This window comes from Nocardia sp. NBC_00881 (assembly GCF_045207455.1).
Classification (GTDB): Bacteria; Actinomycetota; Actinomycetes; order Mycobacteriales; family Mycobacteriaceae; genus Nocardia.
Window position 1 is genome coordinate 2,906,436 of the sequence record NZ_CP108798.1, and the last position, 19,942, is coordinate 2,926,377.

Annotated in this window: 19 protein-coding genes and 1 pseudogene; 15 read left to right on the top strand and 5 right to left on the bottom strand. The window is 65.3% G+C overall.

All coding sequences use genetic code 11. From position 1 onward, the window contains the following. Positions 1-6: 6 nt before the first annotated feature. The 11 genes and pseudogenes from hsaA to OH799_RS11515 all read left to right on the top strand — a co-directional run bounded on the left by hsaA (position 7) and on the right by OH799_RS11515 (position 10,462). A complete protein-coding gene (gene hsaA / locus OH799_RS11465; RefSeq protein WP_327150594.1) occupies positions 7-1,212 on the top strand; it encodes a 3-hydroxy-9,10-secoandrosta-1,3,5(10)-triene-9,17-dione monooxygenase oxygenase subunit in 1,206 nt (401 codons plus the stop codon). After that, complete coding sequence (locus OH799_RS11470) at positions 1,209-2,555, top strand: class I SAM-dependent methyltransferase (protein ID WP_406279073.1); 1,347 nt, start codon at positions 1,209-1,211, stop codon at positions 2,553-2,555. Before hsaA ends, OH799_RS11470 begins: the two co-directional genes overlap by 4 nt. Continuing rightward, positions 2,552-3,940: an FAD-binding oxidoreductase gene (locus OH799_RS11475; RefSeq protein WP_406279076.1), complete on the top strand. Its 1,389-nt coding sequence runs from the start codon at positions 2,552-2,554 to the stop codon at positions 3,938-3,940. The genes OH799_RS11470 and OH799_RS11475 overlap by 4 nt, the downstream gene beginning before the upstream one ends. Next, positions 3,937-5,058, top strand: a complete 1,122-nt coding sequence (locus OH799_RS11480) for a class I SAM-dependent methyltransferase (RefSeq protein WP_406279079.1) — start codon at positions 3,937-3,939, stop codon at positions 5,056-5,058. Before OH799_RS11475 ends, OH799_RS11480 begins: the two co-directional genes overlap by 4 nt. Before the next feature lie 17 nt (positions 5,059-5,075). Further along, positions 5,076-6,050: a fused (3R)-hydroxyacyl-ACP dehydratase subunits HadA/HadB gene (locus tag OH799_RS11485; protein WP_406279082.1), complete on the top strand. Its 975-nt coding sequence runs from the start codon at positions 5,076-5,078 to the stop codon at positions 6,048-6,050. Between the two features lie 304 nt (positions 6,051-6,354). After that, positions 6,355-6,991, top strand: a pseudogene (locus tag OH799_RS11490) (APC family permease); the annotation flags it as partial. A 623-nt stretch (positions 6,992-7,614) separates the two neighbouring features. Further along, positions 7,615-7,929 carry a WXG100 family type VII secretion target gene (locus OH799_RS11495; protein WP_406279085.1) on the top strand — a complete coding sequence of 105 codons (315 nt, stop codon included), beginning with the start codon at positions 7,615-7,617 and terminating at the stop codon, positions 7,927-7,929. A 3-nt stretch (positions 7,930-7,932) separates the two neighbouring features. Continuing rightward, positions 7,933-8,229, top strand: a complete 297-nt coding sequence (locus tag OH799_RS11500; RefSeq protein ID WP_406279088.1) for a WXG100 family type VII secretion target — start codon at positions 7,933-7,935, stop codon at positions 8,227-8,229. After that, positions 8,226-9,539: a hypothetical protein gene (locus OH799_RS11505; RefSeq protein WP_406279091.1), complete on the top strand. Its 1,314-nt coding sequence runs from the start codon at positions 8,226-8,228 to the stop codon at positions 9,537-9,539. Before OH799_RS11500 ends, OH799_RS11505 begins: the two co-directional genes overlap by 4 nt. A 15-nt stretch (positions 9,540-9,554) precedes the next feature. Further along, a complete protein-coding gene (locus OH799_RS11510; RefSeq protein ID WP_406279094.1) occupies positions 9,555-10,031 on the top strand; it encodes a hypothetical protein in 477 nt (158 codons plus the stop codon). Beyond that, the gene (locus OH799_RS11515; RefSeq protein ID WP_406279097.1) at positions 10,028-10,462 is read left to right on the top strand and encodes a hypothetical protein; all 435 of its coding nucleotides are present in this window, start codon (positions 10,028-10,030) and stop codon (positions 10,460-10,462) included. The genes OH799_RS11510 and OH799_RS11515 overlap by 4 nt, the downstream gene beginning before the upstream one ends. Before the next feature lie 473 nt (positions 10,463-10,935). On the opposite strand, the gene OH799_RS11520 is transcribed toward OH799_RS11515, so the two are convergent. After that, positions 10,936-11,319: a hypothetical protein gene (locus tag OH799_RS11520; RefSeq protein ID WP_406279100.1), complete on the bottom strand. Its 384-nt coding sequence runs from the start codon at positions 11,317-11,319 to the stop codon at positions 10,936-10,938. Positions 11,320-11,989: 670 nt separating this feature from the next. Between OH799_RS11520 and OH799_RS11525 the strand changes: the two genes are divergently transcribed. The 4 genes from OH799_RS11525 to OH799_RS11540 all read left to right on the top strand — a co-directional run bounded on the left by OH799_RS11525 (position 11,990) and on the right by OH799_RS11540 (position 15,989). Further along, positions 11,990-12,493 (top strand): hypothetical protein, encoded by a 504-nt coding sequence (locus OH799_RS11525; protein WP_406279103.1) that lies wholly within the window; start codon positions 11,990-11,992, stop codon positions 12,491-12,493. 4 nt (positions 12,494-12,497) lie between these two features. Next, positions 12,498-13,082 carry a hypothetical protein gene (locus OH799_RS11530; protein WP_406279106.1) on the top strand — a complete coding sequence of 195 codons (585 nt, stop codon included), beginning with the start codon at positions 12,498-12,500 and terminating at the stop codon, positions 13,080-13,082. A 970-nt stretch (positions 13,083-14,052) separates the two neighbouring features. Continuing rightward, a complete protein-coding gene (locus OH799_RS11535; RefSeq protein ID WP_406279109.1) occupies positions 14,053-14,964 on the top strand; it encodes a hypothetical protein in 912 nt (303 codons plus the stop codon). A gap of 32 nt (positions 14,965-14,996) precedes the next feature. Then, positions 14,997-15,989 (top strand): phosphotransferase, encoded by a 993-nt coding sequence (locus OH799_RS11540; protein WP_406279112.1) that lies wholly within the window; start codon positions 14,997-14,999, stop codon positions 15,987-15,989. Positions 15,990-16,110: 121 nt separating this feature from the next. Here OH799_RS11540 and OH799_RS11545 read toward each other — a convergent pair whose 3' ends face one another. From OH799_RS11545 to OH799_RS11560, 4 genes are all read right to left on the bottom strand, one after another. After that, positions 16,111-16,239, bottom strand: a complete 129-nt coding sequence (locus OH799_RS11545; RefSeq protein ID WP_406279115.1) for a hypothetical protein — start codon at positions 16,237-16,239, stop codon at positions 16,111-16,113. 545 nt (positions 16,240-16,784) lie between these two features. Then, positions 16,785-17,390: an isochorismatase family cysteine hydrolase gene (locus OH799_RS11550; RefSeq protein WP_406279118.1), complete on the bottom strand. Its 606-nt coding sequence runs from the start codon at positions 17,388-17,390 to the stop codon at positions 16,785-16,787. A 214-nt stretch (positions 17,391-17,604) separates the two neighbouring features. Further along, a complete protein-coding gene (locus OH799_RS11555; protein ID WP_406279121.1) occupies positions 17,605-17,970 on the bottom strand; it encodes a DUF397 domain-containing protein in 366 nt (121 codons plus the stop codon). Then, positions 17,967-18,836 (bottom strand): helix-turn-helix domain-containing protein, encoded by an 870-nt coding sequence (locus OH799_RS11560; protein WP_406279124.1) that lies wholly within the window; start codon positions 18,834-18,836, stop codon positions 17,967-17,969. Before OH799_RS11560 ends, OH799_RS11555 begins: the two co-directional genes overlap by 4 nt. Positions 18,837-19,942: the final 1,106 nt, after the last annotated feature.

Here is a 19,942-nt window from a genome sequence, read left to right on the forward strand (position 1 = left end):
AACGCAATGACCGATGACGCCACCACAGTGGTACTCGCCGCGGTCGGTGACCTGCTGCCGACCTTGAGCAAACGCGCACGCGACACCGAAGAGGCCCGGCGGATCCCGGCCGAAACCCTCACCGAGCTGACCGCCACCGGGTTCTTCGGCCTGCTCCGGCCCGAACGACAAGGTGGGTACCAAGCGCACCCGGCCCACTTCTACACCGCGGTCACCGACCTGGCCTCGGCCTGCGGTTCCACCGGATGGGTGGCCGCGGTTCTCGGTGTCTCCCAGTGGAATCTGGCGCTCTTCGACGTCCGTGCCCAGGACGACGTCTGGAGCGCCGGCCCCGATACACCGATCTGCTCCTCGTACGCCATGACCGGCACCGCCGTTCCCGTCGAGGGCGGCTACCGGCTCCGCGGCAGCTGGGGGTTCGCCTCCGGGTGTGACCACGCCCGATGGGCACTGCTGGGCGCCCGGGTGATCGTCGACGGGGAACCGGTGGACTCGGGTACCTTCCTCGTGCCCGCCGACGACTACACCATCACCGATGTGTGGCAGGCCATCGGACTGCGTGGCACCGGAAGCAACGATATCGTCGTCGACGATATTTTCGTGCCCACCCACCGGATGCTCGGCTCCGACGCGGTCACCGCGTGCCGCACACCCGGACAGCAGTTCAACGGCGGCCCGCTGTACCGGATCCCGTTCGGCTGTCTGCACACCAGCGCTATCACCGCGGCCGTCGTGGGCATGGCTCGCGGCGGTTACCGGGCCCATCTCGAACAGCAACACGACCGCGTCCGCGCGGCCCTGCCCGGTGATGCGCGCAAGGATACCGGCTTCACCGGTGACGCCTTCCGGGACGACCCCGCCACCTTGGAACGGATCGCTTTCGCCGCCACCGAGATCGATGCGGCCTGGCGGCAACTGACACACAATATCGACGACCTACACCGCCTGGCCTCGGCGGAGCGTCCGATCGGACCACGTGAGCGGCTACGGCTACGCCGCGATCAGGTTCGCGGCACCGAACGTGCCGTGGCCGCGATCGACCGGCTGTTCGAGAACTCCGGTGGTCGCGCGCTGCGACCCGACAGCACAGTCCAGCGTTTCTGGCGTGATGTGCACGCCGGACGCGCGCATGCGGCCAACGATCCCGAACGCGTCTACCGGATGTTCGCCGCGTCCGAGCTGGCAGCAGTGTCCGAGGCGCGGACCTCGTGACCGAACAGCTGATCTCCGTGCTCACTCGACACCCCTGGGTGGGTTCGGCGCAGTGGGACCGGAAGCACGGCGCTCTGATGGTCCGCCCGACCGCGGACGCAATGGCCGTGCGACCGGCTCCCGGGGCCCTTGTCACCGAGTACCTCGAGCACTGGCGACATGTCTATGAATTCGTGTACTCGTCCGACGAGCTGCGGCACGGCGACGACCTCGATCTCTCGGGTTGGCGGGCCTCCGATACCGGTGCGCCGTTCTCCCGTGAACACATGCTCGAATGGATCGAGCACGCCGTCGGACTCGTGCGTCGCGGGAACCCGCGTTTCGTTCTCGAAATCGGCTGCGGGAGTGGACTCCTGGTACACCGCCTGCACACGTTCACCCGAAGCTATGTGGGACTCGACCCGGCCGGACCGGTCGTGCAGCGGTTACGCGCGCGGCAGCTACCGAGCGTCTCGGTAGTGCAGGCAGCCGCGCACCACCTCACCGACGACCGCGTGACAGCCGCAGTGGGGCAGCTGGCTCCGCACGGCCGACCCGACTGCGTACTCCTCAACAGCGTCACCCAATGTTTCCCCGACGAGCGCTATCTCACCGCAGTGCTGGACGACGCGCTCGACCTGGTGGCGCCCGGAGGTACCGTCGTCATCGGCGATATCCGCAACCTCGCCACCGCCTATGATTTCGCCCGATGGCTGGAGCGGGCCCTCGGCCCCGGTCGCGCCGCCGAGGAGATCGACCGGTGCGCCGCGGCGCGCGTGGATGCCGATGAGGAATTGCTCTGTGATCCCCGGATCTTCGCCGACCTCGCCCGCCGGCACCCGCGATCGGTGCGGGCCGCCTATTACGCCAAGCCTATGCGAGCCGATACCGAACTCACCCGGTATCGGTACGACGTGGTGTTGACCGTCGATGCACCCTCGTCGGCGCCGGCCCGGACGATCCTGTGGCATGACCTGCCCGCCCGCGACACCGCCGGGCGGCTCCGCGCGCTCGCCGATTCGGTACGACGGGAAACGACCCTGGTCACCGGTATTCCGAACGCGCTGCTCGACTACGAATCCGCAGAAGCGGTCGAACCGGCCCGGGTCGCGGCGGTGCTCCCAACCGACTACGCGCTACTCCTGGACTCCGCCGACGGCCGGCTGCTCGCGGCCGGCCGCCCCGAACACCAGCCGGACCCGACCGCCTGGCCCGACGATCCGCCGAACGCGTTCTGCAACGACCCGTTCGCGCGATATCTGCGACGCAGGATGCCGGAAGTGCTCACCGACTACCTCGAATTGCTCACCACCGCGCCGTCGCTCCCGCCCATTGCTGTCGTCCAGGAGTCCTCCGCCGCATGACCACCACCACACCTTCGAGCTATCTCACCGAACTCCGCTCCGCCTGCCGAGGCGCCGTCCTGACACCGGGCGATCCCGGCTACGACCGCGCCCGGCAGCGATGGAACTCGGCGATCGACCAACGACCGGCAGCGGTCGTCCGCTGCACCCGGGTACCGGACGTCCGGGCAGCCGTCACCACTGCCCAGCACCACGGGTTACCCGTCTCGGTACGTGGCGGCGGACACGAAGTCGCGCAGCATCCCGCAGCCGACGGCTCCCTGCTGCTGGACCTTTCGGGCCTGAAAACCGTCACCATCGACCCGTCCACCCGGCGAGCCGTCGTCGGGGCAGGTGTCACGTGGGCCGAATTCGACCGTGTCTGCCATCGTCACGGACTGGCCGTGACCGGAGCGGACGTGTCCACGGTCGGCGTGGTCGGCTCCACGCTCTGCGGTGGCAGCGGCTGGCTCCAGCGTGTCGCCGGTTTCACCTGCGACAGTGTCCGCTCCGCGCAGGTCGTGCTGGCCGACGGGCGCCTCGTGCACACGAGCGGCGACCACCATCCGGACCTGCTGTGGGCGCTTCGCGGTGGCGGCGGCAACTTCGGCATCGTGGTCGCGCTCGAGCTCGAGCTCTATCCGATCCGACAGGTGCACGCGGGCACACTGCTGTTCCGGCTCGACCGGGGACCCGGCGTCTTCCGAACATTCCAGGAGCTGAGCGCCGAGGCGTCCGACGAAATGGCGCTGCGCGCCACTCTGCTGCACTGGCCACCCACCGCCCCGGAAGGACCGCCCATGGCCGCGGTCACCGTCGCCCACTTCGGCGCCCCCGACCGAGCGCGAACGGAACTGACAGCGCTGCGCCGATTGGGCGAGCCGGAACTCGACCTCATCCGCCCAGTGACCTATCCAGAGCTGCAACGCAACACCGAACAAGCGTTCCACGAAGGACACGGCACCGCGACCGGCACCGAGTGGCTCCGCGCATTCGACGATGATGCCGCCGACGCGCTCGTCGATCTCGCGGCGCGGATGCCGACTCCGTACTCACTGGTCTCGGTCCATCGACTCGGCGGCGCCCTGCAGCGTATGCCGGTGGACGCGACCGCGTTCGGCTACCACGACGCCGCCTACCACGCGGTCATGTTCTCCGGTGGTCCCGCCGGGACCGACCTCACCGCTTCCCGCGACTGGATCGCCGAGGTGGTGGACGCGCTGCAAGCCTGCTCCGCAGGCGGTCCCTATATCGGAATCCTCGACGACAGCGCCACACCCGAGCGTGTGCGCCGCGCCTACCACCCCGCGTCCTATCCCCGCTTGCGGCGGGTGAAGACCCGCTACGATCCCGAAAACACGTTCCGCTGCAATCACAACATCCCACCGCTGAACGAGGCACCGTGACCGGCGACGAGACACCGGCGATCGCCCGGCAGGCCGCCGAGTCGGTCGCGTATTTCGATGCCCGCCAGTGCCTCGCCGCCCGCGCGGACCTCGATCTGTTCGGTCTACGGGCCATGGCAGCAGTACTGCGCCCCGCGCTGTCCGGGCCGGAGCCACGTACCGAGGAAGACCTGGTCGCCATGTTGGAGGTTGCGCCGCGGCACCGTTGGTTGCTGCGGCGCTGGCTCGCCCTGCTCAGCACGCACGGATGGCTGGAACACGAGGAGAACAGGGGATTCGCCTCGCTGCGGGCGGTACCCACACCTCAGCGACCGGATCTCGAGCGGGCCTGCGCCGATCTCGGCTTCCCCGCACAGCTCACGCGGTTCTTCGCCGACGCCAACCGGCATGCGCTCGAGCTGCTGCAGGACCGGCTGCTGGCGCAGGAACTGTTGTTCCCCGACGGCGACCTCCTCACCGCCGAGGCGGCGTACCGGGACAACCCGGTGAACCAGTACCTCAACGCCGCGGCCGCCGGGGTCGTCACACGAGCGGTGGACGAACTCGCCGGTGATCGTCACCCGGTACGGATCCTCGAAATCGGTGCCGGGGTCGGCGGCACCACCGCGGATCTCCTCCCGCAACTCGACGGCCGCCCGGTGGAATACCACTTCACCGATGTGTCGTCGTTCTTCCTCGACGCCGCCCGTACCCGTTTCGCACATCACCCAGGGCTGCGGTTCGCTCTACTGGACCTCAACGCCGAACTCCCACCGCCCCGATCCTTCGATATCGTGCTGGCCGCCAATGTGCTGCACAACGCCCACCACTGCCGAGCGGCCCTACGCCGACTGCGCCAGTTGCTCCGCCCCGGCGGACACCTACTGGTGATCGAGTCCTGCCGGGAACACCCCCAACTGCTCACCTCGATGCACTTCCTGATGTCCCCCCGAACCGGGGGAGTACGCCCCGGCGTCGACGACGTGCGCGCGGGCTCCGACCGCATCTTCTTGACCGAATCGCAATGGCGGGCCGAACTCGTCGCCGCCGATCTCGCGCCCTGGCTCGTACTGCCCGGGCCGGAGCAGCCGCTTGCCGCGCACGGCCAGCGGATCTTCGCCGCCCGGACACCGCACTGACCCGAGGATTGCTCGCTATGCGCATTCACCCGACCGTCGGCCGCCGATACACCGCCACAGACCACTACGAAGTCGGTCGCGAGAAAATCCGCGACTTCGCCCGCGCCGTCCAGGATTTCCATCCGGCCCACTGGGCGGACACCGTGGCCCGCGACCTCGGGCACCCCGGGCTGCTCGCGCCGATCACCTTCCCCTCCGCGGTCACCTTTCCGGCGCATCGGAAGCTCATGCGCGCGGCGCTCGACGGCTACGATCCGGCGCACCTCCTCCACGTCGAGCAGGAAATCCACAGTAACCGCCCGGTGACGGCAGGCGACCGGCTGACGCACGACATCACGGTGGACTCCCGCCGGTCCACGCCGGCAGGTGGTGAACTCATCGCTCTCACCACCACCATCCACGATGACACCGGAGCTGTCGTACAAACCGTGCACACCACCCTCGCCGGCCGCGACCACGGCAGCTCGCCGACCGCAGAAGCGCTCGCCATGCTGGACCTTCCCGGACCCGAGACCATCCGGACTCCGCCATCTCCGGAAGCCGCCGATGTCCGGTCGGGAGGGAATGTCCGGCGCACCGCCGTGCCGGACCTCCGCCAGGGGCAGGAGTTCCCGGCGAGGACGGTGCGACTCACCCGAGGTGAACTCGTCCACTACGCGGGCGTCTCCGGTGATATCAATCCCATCCACTGGCACGATGCCGCCGCCCGGCACGCGGGCCTGGACGCCGTCGCCGCGCACGGGATGCTGACCATGGGACTCGGTGCGGCCTGTTTGAGCGAGTGGCTGGGTACGGCGGACCGTGTCGTCGCCTACTACGTCCAATTCGCCAGACCGGTCGTACTCGAGGCGCATCGCCCTGCGGATGTCACATTTCGAGCAGTGGTCCGGTCCATCGATCCGGTCGCGATGCGTGCCACCATCTCGTTGACTGCTCACTACTCCGATACACCTGCCTTCGGCGCTGCCTCGGCGACCGTCGAGTTGGTCTGACGACACCGTCTGCGGTGCGACCTGCACGCTTTCCGGCCGATGCTATCGGCTCGCTGCCGCCCAAACCGTTGACGCTCAAGCGGAGAAGTTTTCGCTGGTGGAGCGTGTGAGCGTAGTGGTCGATTCCCCTCCGGACACATGGCGATGTCCACTACCCGGGTGCCTCAGTCCTCCACCAGCACCCGCAAGTCCTCACCAGTCGTGGGTGTGGTCAGGAGGTGAGTTCGGTAATCAGGGCTTGGATTCGGGTGCGGACCTCGTCGCGGATCGGGTGCACTGCGTCGAGGTCTTTGCCGGCAGGGTCGCCTCGGCCCGGTTGGCCGCACGGTATCCGGCCTCGGGTGGCACCTACGTCTACGGGCGTGAACGTCTCGGCGAATTCCTCGGTTATCTGGCCGGGTGGGCGTTCGTGGTCGGCGAGACCGCCTCGTGTGCGGCGATGGCGCTCATGGTCGGGCTCTACGTCTGGCCGCAGTACGCGCACGCGATCGCGGTCGCGGCGGTGGTGGCGTTCACTGCGGTCAACTACGCGGGGGTGCAGAAATCGGCGTGGCTGACGCGTGGCATTGTCGCGGTCGAATCGGCGGTTCTTGCCGCGGTCGTGGTGGCCGGGCTCGGCTCCGGCGCCACTGACACCGCCCGGCTCGAGTTCGGCTCCGACATCACCGTGGCCGGGTGTTGCAGGCGCGGGACTGTTGTTCTTCGCTTTCGCCGGATACGCACGTATCGCCACACTCGGCGAGGAGGTCCGAGCTCCGCAACGCACCATCCCGCGTGCGATTCCGACTGCCCTCGCGATCACCTTGATTGTGTACGCGGCGGTCGCGGTCGCCGCTCTGCTGGCGCTGGGGCCGCAGCAACTGGCGCAGGCCGCCGCACCGCTGACGGAGGTGGTGCGTGCCGCCGGCGCCGGCTGGCTGGAACCGGTCGTGCGCCTGGGGCCGCGGTGGCCGCGCTGGATCTGCTGTCCTTCGTACATTGCGTCTTTCACTCGCCGTGCAACCTGGCCATCTAGGCCGACAGGCTCAAGGAGCCGTTCGAACCGACCGACTCCTTTCCCCAGGTCGGCGTTAGTCTGCCTTGTGAATTCAGTCGCGATCGCGGTTATTCGGTCAGAGTCCGATGCGAGAAACATCGCAACCGGCAATTTTACCTTCTCGAACTTCGATCCCATTAATAGGGCGGGGTGCGCCGCCAGCCGAACCTTAAATATGTCCTCGACAAAACACTCCAGCGCCCCCATCTTCCGAGCAGGCTATGAGCGTGCAGGGTCGAATAATCGCGTCTATTTCTGCGGCAGCTTGGGTTGCCTTCGCCATGGCTTCTACGATCTCCGCATCGGGAAAATTCAATAGTTCGACAATCTGAGGCATTCGGCGTACGAATTGGATTCTGCGCACTCACCTCCGGGCGCAGCGGGGCGTGTCGAGGAGTGGTGGCCGGCATCGCCGGACACCACGCACTGAACTATTTTGTGGCCCGGACAGCGCGGAGCCGGTGTGTTCTTCGCTGCGTCCTATAGTTCATAGCGTGTCTGCGGACCGACACTACGAGGGGAGGCGGTATGTCCGACGAGCTCGAGGTCGAAGTGGATCAGCTTCGTGAGGCCGCGCGGTTCATTTCTGACAAAGCCCAGATCATCAGGGATCAGGTGGCGCTGCTGGATACCACGATCGGTAAGGAACTCCTCGCTGACGGGTGGCAGGGCAAAGCGGCGTCGGCTTATGACGAGTCCTGGGTTGAATGGAAACAGGGTGCCGACGAGATCGTTGCCGCGCTGGACACCTCTGCGGCGAACCTGCTCGATGCAGCCAACCGGTATCAGATACGGGACTTCGCCAACCGGGACTCGATCACGCGAACAGGAGAACAGGTGTAGGTCATGGCCGACGACTACAGCTACCGGGTCGATCTCCAGCAGCTCGACGACGCGATCGCCACCATGGCCACATTTGGTACCGAGGTCGAGGGATGGTTACGGGAAGTCGACCAGAAAGTCGCCGAACTTCATCTGTCCTGGTCCAGTCAGGCAGCCGAAGCGCAACGCGCAGCGCACAACCGGTGGATGGCCGGTGCCCGCGAGATGCGGGAAAACCTCGACGAGTTGCGTGAGGTAGCGCGTCGAGCCCACACGAACTACACCGGGGCAATCCAGACAAACCAAGGAATGTGGCCGTGAGCCCCACCCCGAGTTTCCCGATCATCGTCTGCCGACAGGAGGACTACCGCTCCGCAGCTGAGGGGGTGGCGTTCATCCGGGACGACGCCACCGACGTGCACGGCGCATTGGTGCGGACACTATCCGGCTACGGCGGGATGGCTGGCAGCGACAACGCCGGTACTCAGTGGGCGAAATCCTATGACGAAGCTGTGGACGCGGCTTTACAAACCTCGTCGAAGCTGGTGTCCACCTGCGCGCGCACCAGTGACCTGATCGCTGCCGGGGCCCACAACCACGCCGTCGCCGAAGCCAACGCGAACGGGGTGCAGCCGCCCCCGGCGCCTGCACCAAGGATCGAGCCATGCTTGGCGATCGTGGCTCCCTCGGCTGGTGGGGGTGGCGGTCCGGAGCCGTTCGGCTGGTCGCTGATCAGATCGGTGTCCGGTCTGGTCTGGCCGAATGGGCATCAAGAACAGCTGAGAGCCGCGAAAGACGTCTGGTACGCCGCAGCCACGGCACTGGACACCGCAACGGTGCCGTTCCCCAACGCGGTCGGGTTGCTGATGAACCAGCAGTCGCCGGAAATCCCTGCCGCCGTAGCGAGGTGCAGTGAGACCTCGGGCAACTTCGTCGAGTTGCAGGCCGCGTTCCGGGAGATCGGTGACGCCTGCGGCGAGTACGCCCAGCACCTCGATGACGCTCACCACGAGATCCTCGACGAGCTGAAGAAGATGGCCATCGAGACCGCGGCATGGGAAACGGGGATGGCTGTCCTGATCCCCCTCACCGGAGGGCTGTCCGAACTCGGTGGGCACGGCGCACTCGCCGCCAGGATCGGCATCTACGCCGCCCGCATCGGACGCATCATCGACCGGCTCGTCAGCAAGGTCGTCACCCTCGTCAGCCGGATCGGGACCGCGGTCACCAACAAGCTCAAACCGATGCTGACAAAACTCGGTGAATGGCTGGACAAGGCCAAGACCAAGTGGTGGCGATCAGACCCCGCAGGCCCACCCCCCGGAGCGGCACCCAAGCCACCGGCGGTCAAACCAACCGTCAACGACCCCAAGTTGCAGAACATCCTCGACGACCTCTACAAGGGTTCGAACAACCCGAACAGAATCGGGGATGGAACCACCGCCGACGCGGTCCGCAACGAGCTGAAGACCCTGGAGCCCACCGAAGGTCGATGGCATCTACAGAAGGCCATGGAGACACAAAGAGGACTCGCGAAATGGTTGATGAACAAGGCCAATACCGACCCCGCAGATCGGGCCGTCGCGATTCGAGAACTGCAGAACCTCATGGACGCGCTGGCCGGACGATAGAGGACGAGGCGAAACATGAATGACCGCACCGACAAAGAGATCCTGGAGCTGATCGACGCCTGGTCGAGAAGCCTGGTACCCGAACAGGCCGGATTCATCCGAGGCCTCGCCGACCTCGAGCCCGAGATCCGGCCACTCATCGCCGAGCACGTTCACGACTACGACGAGATACTGCCGACATTGCTCATGTCCGACATCGCCCGCTGGGTGACCCGAGTCGCACGCGACCACGAGGACCCGCCAGCACGTTTGGCGCCGTTGTTCGCGCGCCTGGAAGACGCCTGGGGTGACGGGCAGAATCCGGTGTCCGACCTGATCGCGGTGTCGTTCGTGGAGAACATCTTCGACGAATCCGAAGTAGTCAAACTGCTAGGCCCCAAACTTGCCCGCCACTACCGGATCCACACCGGTCAAGAGAAGGTGCGCAGCGACGAGAAACGGCCCATCCCCAACATTGTCGAGCAAGTGCTCAAGAAGCTGGGCCGGTCATGACCGACCTGCAGAAATGGGAACAGCAACTCCAGCAGGAGATCGCCCAGATCCGCCGCAGCGGGGATACTTTCGCGAAATCGTCGGCCACCGTAACCGGACGCGGCGAGGTTCGTGGCGTCGCGATCGAAGTCAACGCCAGCGGCGACATCACCAACCTGCAGATCGCGCCCACCGCCATGGGTTGGTCCAGTACACAGTTGACCAACGCGCTGCTCGACTGTCACCGCAAGGCGCGAGCCGATGCCGCCACCAGAATCGAAAGAATCATCGGAACCGCCGACCTCCCCCTCCGCGGCCCGCTACGGGAAATGCTCGGCGAGAACGAGACTGAACCAGCCGAACCCAAACGACAGATGACCGAAGAAGAAATCCAGGCCGCCGACGACGCCTACTTCGAACGCATCAACCAAGGCTGGAGAACTGACCTCTGACATGACAACCCGCGGCGCACGACCCCCAACTACAGCCCAGTCGCGCCCGATCGGCGGCAGTCTGGGCGGATCATTCCCGCTGCGTGGGCAGCGCCACTTCGCCCACTGATTGCCGACGTCGGAGGCGGGATCATCCTCCGCGTGCGCGGGGAGCGCGTCGTCAAACCGATCGGCCTGCCGTTCCCGTTCGGGTCATCCCCGCGTGCGCGGGGAGCACGAGGGCTGGAGTGATGGACCACAGCGACTTCGGCATCCTGCAGAAGTTCCGCGCCCGCCGCCATCAAGCCTTACAGGCATCCCGGCTGGGACTGCTCGCCAACGTCCTCGATCCCTGAAAGCCACACATCTGGACGGCGGCACCGCCGCAACGTTGCACGAATTCTGGCTCTGCGGCAGGGTGCTCGCGTCGACATCGTGTGCTCGGAGATCCCTGCCTCCGAGTGCCCCGACTACGCATCACCAAGCGACCGCAACTACCTGCGGTACGCGAAGTTCGCCGACCTCGACACCGGCGCCGGGCACTCGGCAACCCACACCAGCGCGCTGTAATCATCCCAATGCCAAACATGCGTGTCACCAGACTCTTCGAGCCGTGTGATCACGAACTGCTCCGGCTCGTACGGACACCGAAACACCGGCTCACCGACCACCTCCGCCAGCACGGCAGGCAACACCGGTGATTGATAAATTCGCTCGATTACCGAACCACCCCCGGAAATCTCTGCACTCGTCACGTTCCGCATCCGCTGCAGCGTGAACCCGGTTTCCGCCACCACCAGATCACGGCGCACACCCGCCTGCTCCACCAGGCCGATCGCATCGGCAGCCACCGCGCACCGCACACTCTCAGGCACCATCCACGAGACCACCACGCATCCCCGACGCTCGAGGTCGGCGCGCGCCGGACCGACCGCCCGGTGCTAATCGCCGACTCGACCCCAATCCGTACCCAGTATTCGCCTCACCCCCTATCCCACCGCGCTCTATCGATGCTGACCCCTAAAAGAGGCCCACACACGCCCAGTTGACCGAACAACGAGGATCGAGCCGTTAGATCAGGCTCCTATGAATGTGCTCTCGGCCGTCCGTGTTTCGGATACCCAGCATGCCAGCTCAATTCCACAACTACAGGCGTTGTCTCTCAGTTTCGCTGTTGGCGGCGGCTCCCCGCCAGGAATACGGTGGCGCTGATGTTCTGCGCGGCGCCGGACCGAGACAACTGGCCCTCCCACGTCAACACCACCATGTGCTGGGTCACCTACGCCCGCCGAGACTGGGTCGACTACCTTGCTATTCGAGCCGCCGAACAGAAAACAAGCCATGACCAGTGATGCAGGAAAAAGCCGTACGATCAGCAGTATCCGCAGCTACTTTGCTCCAAGAGTCGAACTCGGCACTACGCCGGCCGGGCTGGTTCGGCGGAAAGATGACGCTCCGCCTGTATTTCGAAGCCATGGTGTTCGTCGACGGCTGTGAGCAGCTCGGGTCCAGCCAGACCCGCACGCAGACTCGATGATTGGCAGGCCAGTGAAGTACGTCAACCTCTCCGCCACCATCGGCGAGATCGACGGCGTGATCAGCCCGCGGGAGTACCTCGACCGGCTGCCCGAGCTCTGTGCGGCGCTGCCCGAGGGCGCTGCGGCCTACGCTGCAGAACCCGGCCACTACGACTTCAGCAGCGCGCGGTGTGTCCATGATCTGAAGCTGGACCAGCTCTTGTCCGGTGAGGACGATGACGGCGCATGGATGCAGCTCGGATTGCGACACAACTGCTGGAAGCACGAGGAAGACCTGGCCATCCGCTACGCGGGCGTGGTCAGCTTCACGCTGCAGATCGCATCAGATATGCCTCGCGTGACCCGACTCGGTGAGGTCATCCTGGACGAGGTGCTGCCGCACCCGGACGGATGCGCCCACGAGATTGCCTGCCACCCCGGGTCCATCAGTATCGTATGCCGCGATCTCTCTGCAACATGGGTCGAGGCCGACTGTCCGGACAAACCGTTAAAGACTGATCTCGAAAGGGGATAGCGCGATGGAGCCCGGCTACGCCCTTGCCGGCTATCGGGTAGCCACGCGCGCCGATCGGCAGGACTGGCAGGACGCTAGCCTTCCCAGTACTGGCCTGGTGTCGCTGAGCGACTGCGTGGTCGACCTGACGCCAGTCGACCCCAATGGCTGGGACGACTGGTTCGCCAGCCCTCATGAAGCGGAGGCGGCGCGCGACCAGGCCGGCAAGCCGGGCTTACACGTGCTCGCGGTCGGATTCGCCACAGCAGATGTTCCCGGCCTACTGTCCGATCTCGCCGACGGCGGCTGGGACACAGCAGCGGGCAGCCTCCCAGAACGGCTCGCCAACCACGAGAGGTTCCCGCGCATCACCGCACAGCGGCTGGGCTTCGAACTGGTCGGCTTCGACAGCGGACGCTGGCACACCTGGACCTGTCTGGGAGGCCTCGTCGCCGACGTCCACCGGGCCACCGGAGTCCAGCCGGGACAGCGGGGACTGATCCCCGACGAGCAGAGCGCGCGCCGGGCCGCTCAATGGCTCAACGACTCAGGCCTCGGCAACCCCAAAGTCTTCTTCTGGGCGGCCGCGCTCCTCGCGGACGTCGCGTGAGAGTCGAACCACCGGCGGCAACTCCATCACCGCTCACGCCTGATCAGGCGGTGAGCCGGCGAGTAATCCGCCATGCCCAAAACCGACATCACGGCAGACTCCGACCATGACCGAAGTGAACTCATGCCCCTGGGAACGAAGACACCCCGACTCGGGGTCTACTGAACACAACGCCCCAGCCGCTACCTGACGATCGACGGCAAGCCCGCCTACCGGATCGCCTACTCTTGCGGCACCTGCGGGCTCATCCTTCGCCGCCAACCCGGAACAACCGAAAGCACGCCCCCCGAAAAAGGTCTCAGTGGCGTCGTGCGCCAGTGGGTGCCGTGGGAAGCGATCCAGCCCGAATGAGTATCGGCTCCTGCGGGCATGCTGGATGTGTGACTGAGTGGTTATCGGTCGAGGTCGCCGAGGCCCGCGGCGACTATCCGCTGCAAGGTTCGTTCGACTGATGCGACATCGTGGCCAGTGAGTGCCGCCGGCTTTGTCGACCGGCCATGGCCCACCACCGTGCTCCTGGACCGCGTGTCGGATCGCCCGGAAAGTTGCCAGGCCATAGGCCTCGCTAGGCGAGCGGTCCAAATGCATCGAGTGTCTGGTCTGTCGGCTCCGGCTCAATACTGACCCTCGTGCTCCATGCCACGCGGTGATCAGTTTTCACCCTGCCGCCGGCAAGGTCGGGGTCACCGCCGCGGTGACGCTGACCGGCCCTGTACTTGCTGACCGGCCGTTGGTGTCGGAGGCCGGGCATATCGTGTTGTGATGGCGCTGATTTCGATGCGTTCCGCATGCCCCTTGTCGAATGCGAGGTTGGTCATCGACGACGATCGGACCAGGACTCCGCCTGCGGGAGGACCGTCCTCCGATGGCCACAAATGTGTCACGGCGCTTATCTGTCCGGGTGTGAGCCGGGCCGAGCGATCGTGGCGGACGTACCCGGAATAGACCAACGAGAAGGGGGCGGTGTCCGATGCGGGTCGACGATGCCGATGATCGGCTGCGCAAGGCGATGCTGTTCACCGCTGCCGACGAATACGGCTACAGCTGCCATGATGCTGGTGCTGACGACGTTCTTGTATCCGGGCCTGACGGCGAAGCCACCATCTCCCTGACCCACCTGCGGCGGCTCGCGGCGCCCGAGCCACTCGACGAGTGGTTCGGGCTGATCAGAGACCACGTGAGCACCGTCATCGCGACCCTGGCCGTGGAGCGGCAATCGCCCGTGGATGTCACCGACTTCCCGCCGATGCGCGCACTGATCAGGACCAGGGTGTATCCCGACAGCGGCAACGAGGGCGACCTGGTGTGCCGGGCGATCGCGCCCGGACTGGTCCAACGCCTGCTCATCGACCGGGTCCACACCGTCGCACCCGTCCAACGCAGCTGGATCCAGCATTGGCCGACCACCGAAGCCGAACTGTTTTGCCTCGCGGAGGACAACGTCCGCGCCGACGGTGGTGTGGACCTCGACACCATGCCATTGGACGGCGTTCCTATGGCAGAGGGGCTGCCGATCACCAGATTGATCGGGCCTGAGTACCTCACCGCGCACATTCGGTGGCTGGACGCCTATCCGGTCGTCGGGCCGGCCGGTGCGCTCGTGATCGTTCCGTCCAAGAGTGTGATGTTCTGCTATCCGATCACCGACCTCGACGTGCTGCGCGCGACTGCGGTCCTGGCACGGCTCGGCGACATTGTCCATGCCGACGAGCCGTGGCCGGTTAGCCCGTGGCTGTACCTATGGCGTAACGGTTCCCTCGATCTGGCTGCACGCACCATTCCCACCGACGACGGGTTGGGCATCTTCCCGAGCGAAGCCTTCGAAGACCTCATCAACACCCTCGGCACCCCACCCGGTCCCGGCTCAGGAGACGGCGCCTGACAACTCAGCTCAGGAAGTAGCCTCGGGTCACCATGTATCTGGAAAACGACTGGAGATACGCGGCACTGAAGTATCACGATGGTGCGGTGGTCGGGCCAGAGGAAACCGCGATTCGGATCGTATGGAACGATCTGCCGCAACCGGTGCGCGACGCGATCGAGCGCCGCCTGGGCAGTCGGGTCCACTCAGCGCTGAGCCAGTCGGGTGGGTTCAGCCACGGAATGGCGGCGCGGTTGGAATTGCGGGCCGGCGGAAAGGTTTTCGCGAAGGCCATCAACAGCGACGACTCCCTCGCCGGGATGTACCGCACCGAGTCCGAGACTGCGGCTCGGCTGCCACCCACTGTCCCGACACCGCCGGTGCGATGCACCATCGACACCCAGGGATGGCTGATCACAATCTTCGAGGACGTCGACGGACGGCACCCTCGACTCGATCAACCGGCCGAGCTGACTGCCGTCCTCGCCGCTGTCGAGCAGTTGGCTCAGACGTTGACTCCCAGCCCTGTGCCTGATGTGCCCACGATCGCCGACAGCTACGGGCCGAAGCTGAACTGCTGGCGGCAGTACGCAGAGCACGCTCCGCCCGCCGATCTCGATGCCTGGTCGCTGCGCAATCTGGACCAGCTGGCCGAGCTGGAATCGACCTGGCCTCAACCCGCCGCCGGGGAAACGCTGCTGCACACCGATCTTCGCCCGGACAACATGCTGCTGAGGGCCGATGGCACAGTGTCCGTGCTCGACTGGGCGTGGCCGTGTCGCGGCGCAGCCTGGATCGAACTTGTCTCGTTGGCGCCGTCGATCGCCGCCGACGGGATAGACCCCGACCCGATCCTTGCCCGACATCCCGTGACCCGCAGCGTCGATCCGGTGGCCATCGATGCGTTCGTCTGTGCGCTGGTCGGCTATTGGGAGCGAAACAGCCGCCTCCCTGCACCTCCACGCTCGCCGAAACTTCGCTACCACCAAGCACAGTCGGCGCGAGTGTCGCGACGATGGCTGAGTCGACGACTGGCGTGGCCGTAGAAGCCGCGTACCCGTGGAGGACTTGCCATCATGGAATCCGATATCGACGGGACACCTCCACCAACAGCTCAGCATCGCTGCTCGCATGGCCGGGAGGTTCATCGTCACCTGAGATCGCGGCTTAGTTGTCGATGACGATGTCGACGACGGCATGTGCGAGTTCGCGTATTCCGCTATCGAGCACGCCGGACTCATAGGCAGCCCAGTCGGCGAGTTTCGGGTCGTCGCGTTCGGCGCCGCGGCTGATCATCCGGGTACGGATCTGCGGGTTGGAGCGTTCAGCTAGACCGTGGTCAATGGCACCGCGGTGGTCAGGCCGGAACGGGTGTGCAGGTGCTCCGCGAGCGGCATCCGTTGGTGCGCTGCCTGACGTACCGCTTCGAGGAACGGGGCATCGAGCACAACCGGGTGCCGGCCGCGACGATCATTCCTGTGCGAATGAGGCTGTCATAGATATGTGGTCCGACCACGGCTTTATAGGTATCGCTGTCACGGTCGTAGGGGTCTCCGGTCAGTTCCCTCATCACCGCCTGCTCCAAACCGGGGCCAAACCGTCTTTGTCCAACACAGTCGCGCCGACCAGGCCGGCTACATAGGTTGCGGCCGTATACTTTCCTGCGGCCCGGAACCCGCACAGTATTAAAGCACCCATGAGCTCGGCGGCACACTTGTTCAACGCGGTCTTCACTGCCTCGGGCAATACTGCGGTCCGCTGTCGATCCAATTCGGATGCACGGCTATCACTCCACCACAGCGATCATCCAGGTGGGCGGAAATCGCTGGCCCTTTCGATTGTCACGCTGCGAGTATGCCGATCACCGACAACGCTTGGACGCTGTCTATGAGTTGCCCCGCTCCCAGGAGACGCGACATATGCATCAACGCCGAGTCGTGAACCTGCTGCGGCGGGTGTCGGCTGGCGTTAGAGGCACAGGCATCAGTGATCACCCAGGGTGTCAGCCCGGCCTCGAAGAGGTCGAGTGCCGTCTTCAAAATGCAAGCGTCGGTGGCGATTCCACACAGGTGGACATCAGTAACGCCCAAGGTGGCAATCAGGTCCGCAGCCTCGGCAGTGAAAGCCGTGTAGGTGGTCTTGTCGAGCAGATGAGTTCGTGGGCCACGAGAGCGGTGCTCGAGTTCAGCGACGATGTCAGTGTCCGGGGCGTCCATCAGCCCGCTCCACCCGACGAGTCGCTCGAACGGGGAACCGCGGTAATTGAAATAGCGCGTGAACACCACCGGCGCATCGGTCTGCGACCACCGATCAACCAGCCGGGCAACGACAGGGACAACATGCGCTGAAGACGGAGTGATGAAGCCATTCTGGACATCCACCACCATCAACATCGGCAGCCGCCCCGACCCGGCAGCCGCACACTGATCGGTCGTCAGCGAACCCACCCCTCCCCCGAATCACCCAATATGACAACGAGAACAAGCGTATCCGCCGCCCGCGCCAGTCGGCGGAAATGCTTCGTCGAGGTGTCGGTGGTGAGTGTGGTCGACACGTGCCGTTGCGTGCGCGCCGACGAGACAGTGCTGGTTGGTCGGTACCTCGGCGGCGTCGGATCTCCACCGACGCGCCGTTCCATGCCGGGCCAAACGTGAGTCTCGATTAGGGGAGATCGAACTGGCCGTCGATGACACCTTTGGCGAAGGCGTCCACTTCGTCGGGGGTGTAGTTCAGGTCGGCGTCAGGTCCGCTGAAGGTTGCTGCGCCATCAGCGTGGATTGTGACCGTCAGGGCGTCGCCCACCTTGAAGGAGGTCATGCTGACAGCCCGGTTGCAGACTTCAGGCCACAGGCCAGCAGGTATTTCGATCTGGGGCTGGGTCTCACTGGTGTTGGCGGGGTTCCGGCGAAACTTGGTGTCGCGAACGAGGACCTTGTCGCCGTCGATTTTGACCTCGACGCACGCGCCACCATTGTTGCCGCTGAAGGTACTGGTCTTCCACTCGTCCAGGCGGGTATTGGAGATCATTCTCGCTCCATGTTCTTGATCTTGGCGATGCGACTCTGAATTGCGTTGGCGGTGTCATCCGTCGAGAGCGCCTTGCCGATGAGTCGCTCCGCGGTCAGCGTGTACAAGTCTACGTCGCTGCGTTCTTGCAGATAGAGAGCGCCGGTGTGGTACTCGACGTAGGCGATCCCGCGGGCTTCGGTGAAGTTCAGCAGGATGAACGAGCCGGGCAGCCCTTCATGGTTGCCAGTCGCTGTTGGGATGATGTGCAGGTCGACGTTGGGCAAGCTCATCAGCTCGAGCAGGTGTTCCAGCTGCTCGATCATCACCGTTGGGCTGCCGATCATCCGGTCCAGAACCGATTCCTCCACGACGGCGCTCGTCTGGAGAGGCCTGTCGGTGCCGATGATCCGTTGGCGATCGATCCTGGCTCGGGCGGTTTGGGCGATGTCTCTTGCTGGGATATGGAGACTATCCTCCAGGACTGCGGTGGCGTAGGCGAGTGTCTGCAACTGACCCGGCAGAAAGCTGTTGGTGTACTCGAACAACCGCTTGGCCAGCTTTTCGAGACCGACATACAGCTTGAACCAGTCTGGCCACACGTCGTCGTTTCGGGTGGATAGGACGCCGTGGTCAGCGCGGACCGCGAGCGACACCACCCATTCGACGTCCTCGGCCGGGGCTTTGTAGAGCCGCATCAACTGTGCGACATGGTCGGCCCCTTGAGCGGTCTCACCGCTCTCCATATAGCTCAACTTGCCCGACGTGAAGCCGATGTGCTTCGCCGCGGCTTGTTGCGTGACCCTCGCCGTGGTTCTCGCTGCCTTGAGGGCGCTCCCGACGAGGAACCGCAAGGCCGAGGCGTCTGGAAGCTCGTCGTCGTGCATCTGTCCCTTCCTTACGCCGCCGCTGACTTCGCCCAAACTACTGCATCGCATTCCTCCGAAGTCTAGCGCCAAACTCGTATTTAAGTTTAAATCCATATATGAAACTAAATGTGAGTCGGTCTTTCGAGGCGACCGGCCCGGAGGCAGGTTCTGATGGCGGTGCAGGTAGTTGGCGGGTCGCTGATGACCAGTGATCACACAGGGCATCACGCGAGAAGCGTGGGCGCCGGCGGTTGGGTGGTGTCGTTCATGCCGGGCCGGACGCTGACGATCGAGCAGGCAACAGCAGCGATGCAGGCCGCCGAAGTGGTCGCGGCCTTCGCGCGGCAGCTGGCTGACGAGTTGACAGCGATTCGGGCATACGCCGTACCACTGGGCCTGACGGCGCTCGAGTTTGTAGGTATGGCGGCAGGCGCATGCGCCCGGGACGAAATCGTCGATATCCGAGAATGCGCAGGTCGCCTGGGACTCACAGCGCTGGAGTTGACTGGCATGACTGCGAGTCCCTACCCGTCGCCTCCCCCTGAGCGGGCTCGACGAGGGCTGCCGCGTGTCTGGCTGATGTCGCGAGGTGAGACACGGTGAAGCATCGTCAGGCGTTGCCGCTTGGGTCGCGGATCGCTGGCTTCAGCGCGGGTGTGAAGCAGGGGCGCCGCGAATTTGCCGAGCAGGCGTGGCAGCCGATCCCACGGGTCCTGATGGCCGGACGCGCGGATAGCCGTCACGCGAAAGGCGGTCGGTGATGTTCGAGATGTGTCACGGGCCGCGTGAGGTGGCGTATAGGTACAGCGTCCTCGGGTTCCCCGTCGAGCTGACGTTTGGTCGGGCGTCGTTTGTGACCACGCCGAATCTGGGGGCGATAGCGATGGCCCCGGAGTTGGGGCGGAGGGCGCGGATGGCGGTCGGTGAGGACCTGACAGTGCCGATCATTACGCACTCGAGAGCTGGCCGAGAGTGGGTGTTCTTGGTCGGGCCGAGCCGGGGCCGAGGACTGGGTGAGCGTTCTCGCAGCGTGTTGGCGAAGCAGGGTGTGCGGGTCCTGGATACCGGCAGCAGGGTGTGGCTTCCGATGTCGGACTCTCCGACGGGTTGGCACTGGGCGTCGC

Bases quoted from the DNA above. Each gene is read 5' to 3' on its own strand.
- OH799_RS11520 (WP_406279100.1), bottom strand. From the start codon at position 11,319: ATGGTGCCTGAGAGTGTGCGGTGCGCGGTGGCTGCCGATGCGATCGGC.
- hsaA (WP_327150594.1), top strand. From the start codon at position 7: ATGACCGATGACGCCACCACAGTGGTACTCGCCGCGGTCGGTGACCTG.
- OH799_RS11530 (WP_406279106.1), top strand. From the start codon at position 12,498: ATGGAGCCCGGCTACGCCCTTGCCGGCTATCGGGTAGCCACGCGCGCC.
- OH799_RS11500 (WP_406279088.1), top strand. From the start codon at position 7,933: ATGGCCGACGACTACAGCTACCGGGTCGATCTCCAGCAGCTCGACGAC.
- OH799_RS11485 (WP_406279082.1), top strand. From the start codon at position 5,076: ATGCGCATTCACCCGACCGTCGGCCGCCGATACACCGCCACAGACCAC.
- OH799_RS11535 (WP_406279109.1), top strand. From the start codon at position 14,053: ATGCGGGTCGACGATGCCGATGATCGGCTGCGCAAGGCGATGCTGTTC.
- OH799_RS11475 (WP_406279076.1), top strand. From the start codon at position 2,552: ATGACCACCACCACACCTTCGAGCTATCTCACCGAACTCCGCTCCGCC.
- OH799_RS11510 (WP_406279094.1), top strand. From the start codon at position 9,555: ATGAATGACCGCACCGACAAAGAGATCCTGGAGCTGATCGACGCCTGG.
- OH799_RS11555 (WP_406279121.1), bottom strand. From the start codon at position 17,970: ATGATCTCCAATACCCGCCTGGACGAGTGGAAGACCAGTACCTTCAGC.
- OH799_RS11495 (WP_406279085.1), top strand. From the start codon at position 7,615: ATGTCCGACGAGCTCGAGGTCGAAGTGGATCAGCTTCGTGAGGCCGCG.
- OH799_RS11560 (WP_406279124.1), bottom strand. From the start codon at position 18,836: ATGCACGACGACGAGCTTCCAGACGCCTCGGCCTTGCGGTTCCTCGTC.
- OH799_RS11545 (WP_406279115.1), bottom strand. From the start codon at position 16,239: ATGATCAGCCGCGGCGCCGAACGCGACGACCCGAAACTCGCCGACTGG.
- OH799_RS11540 (WP_406279112.1), top strand. From the start codon at position 14,997: ATGTATCTGGAAAACGACTGGAGATACGCGGCACTGAAGTATCACGAT.
- OH799_RS11515 (WP_406279097.1), top strand. From the start codon at position 10,028: ATGACCGACCTGCAGAAATGGGAACAGCAACTCCAGCAGGAGATCGCC.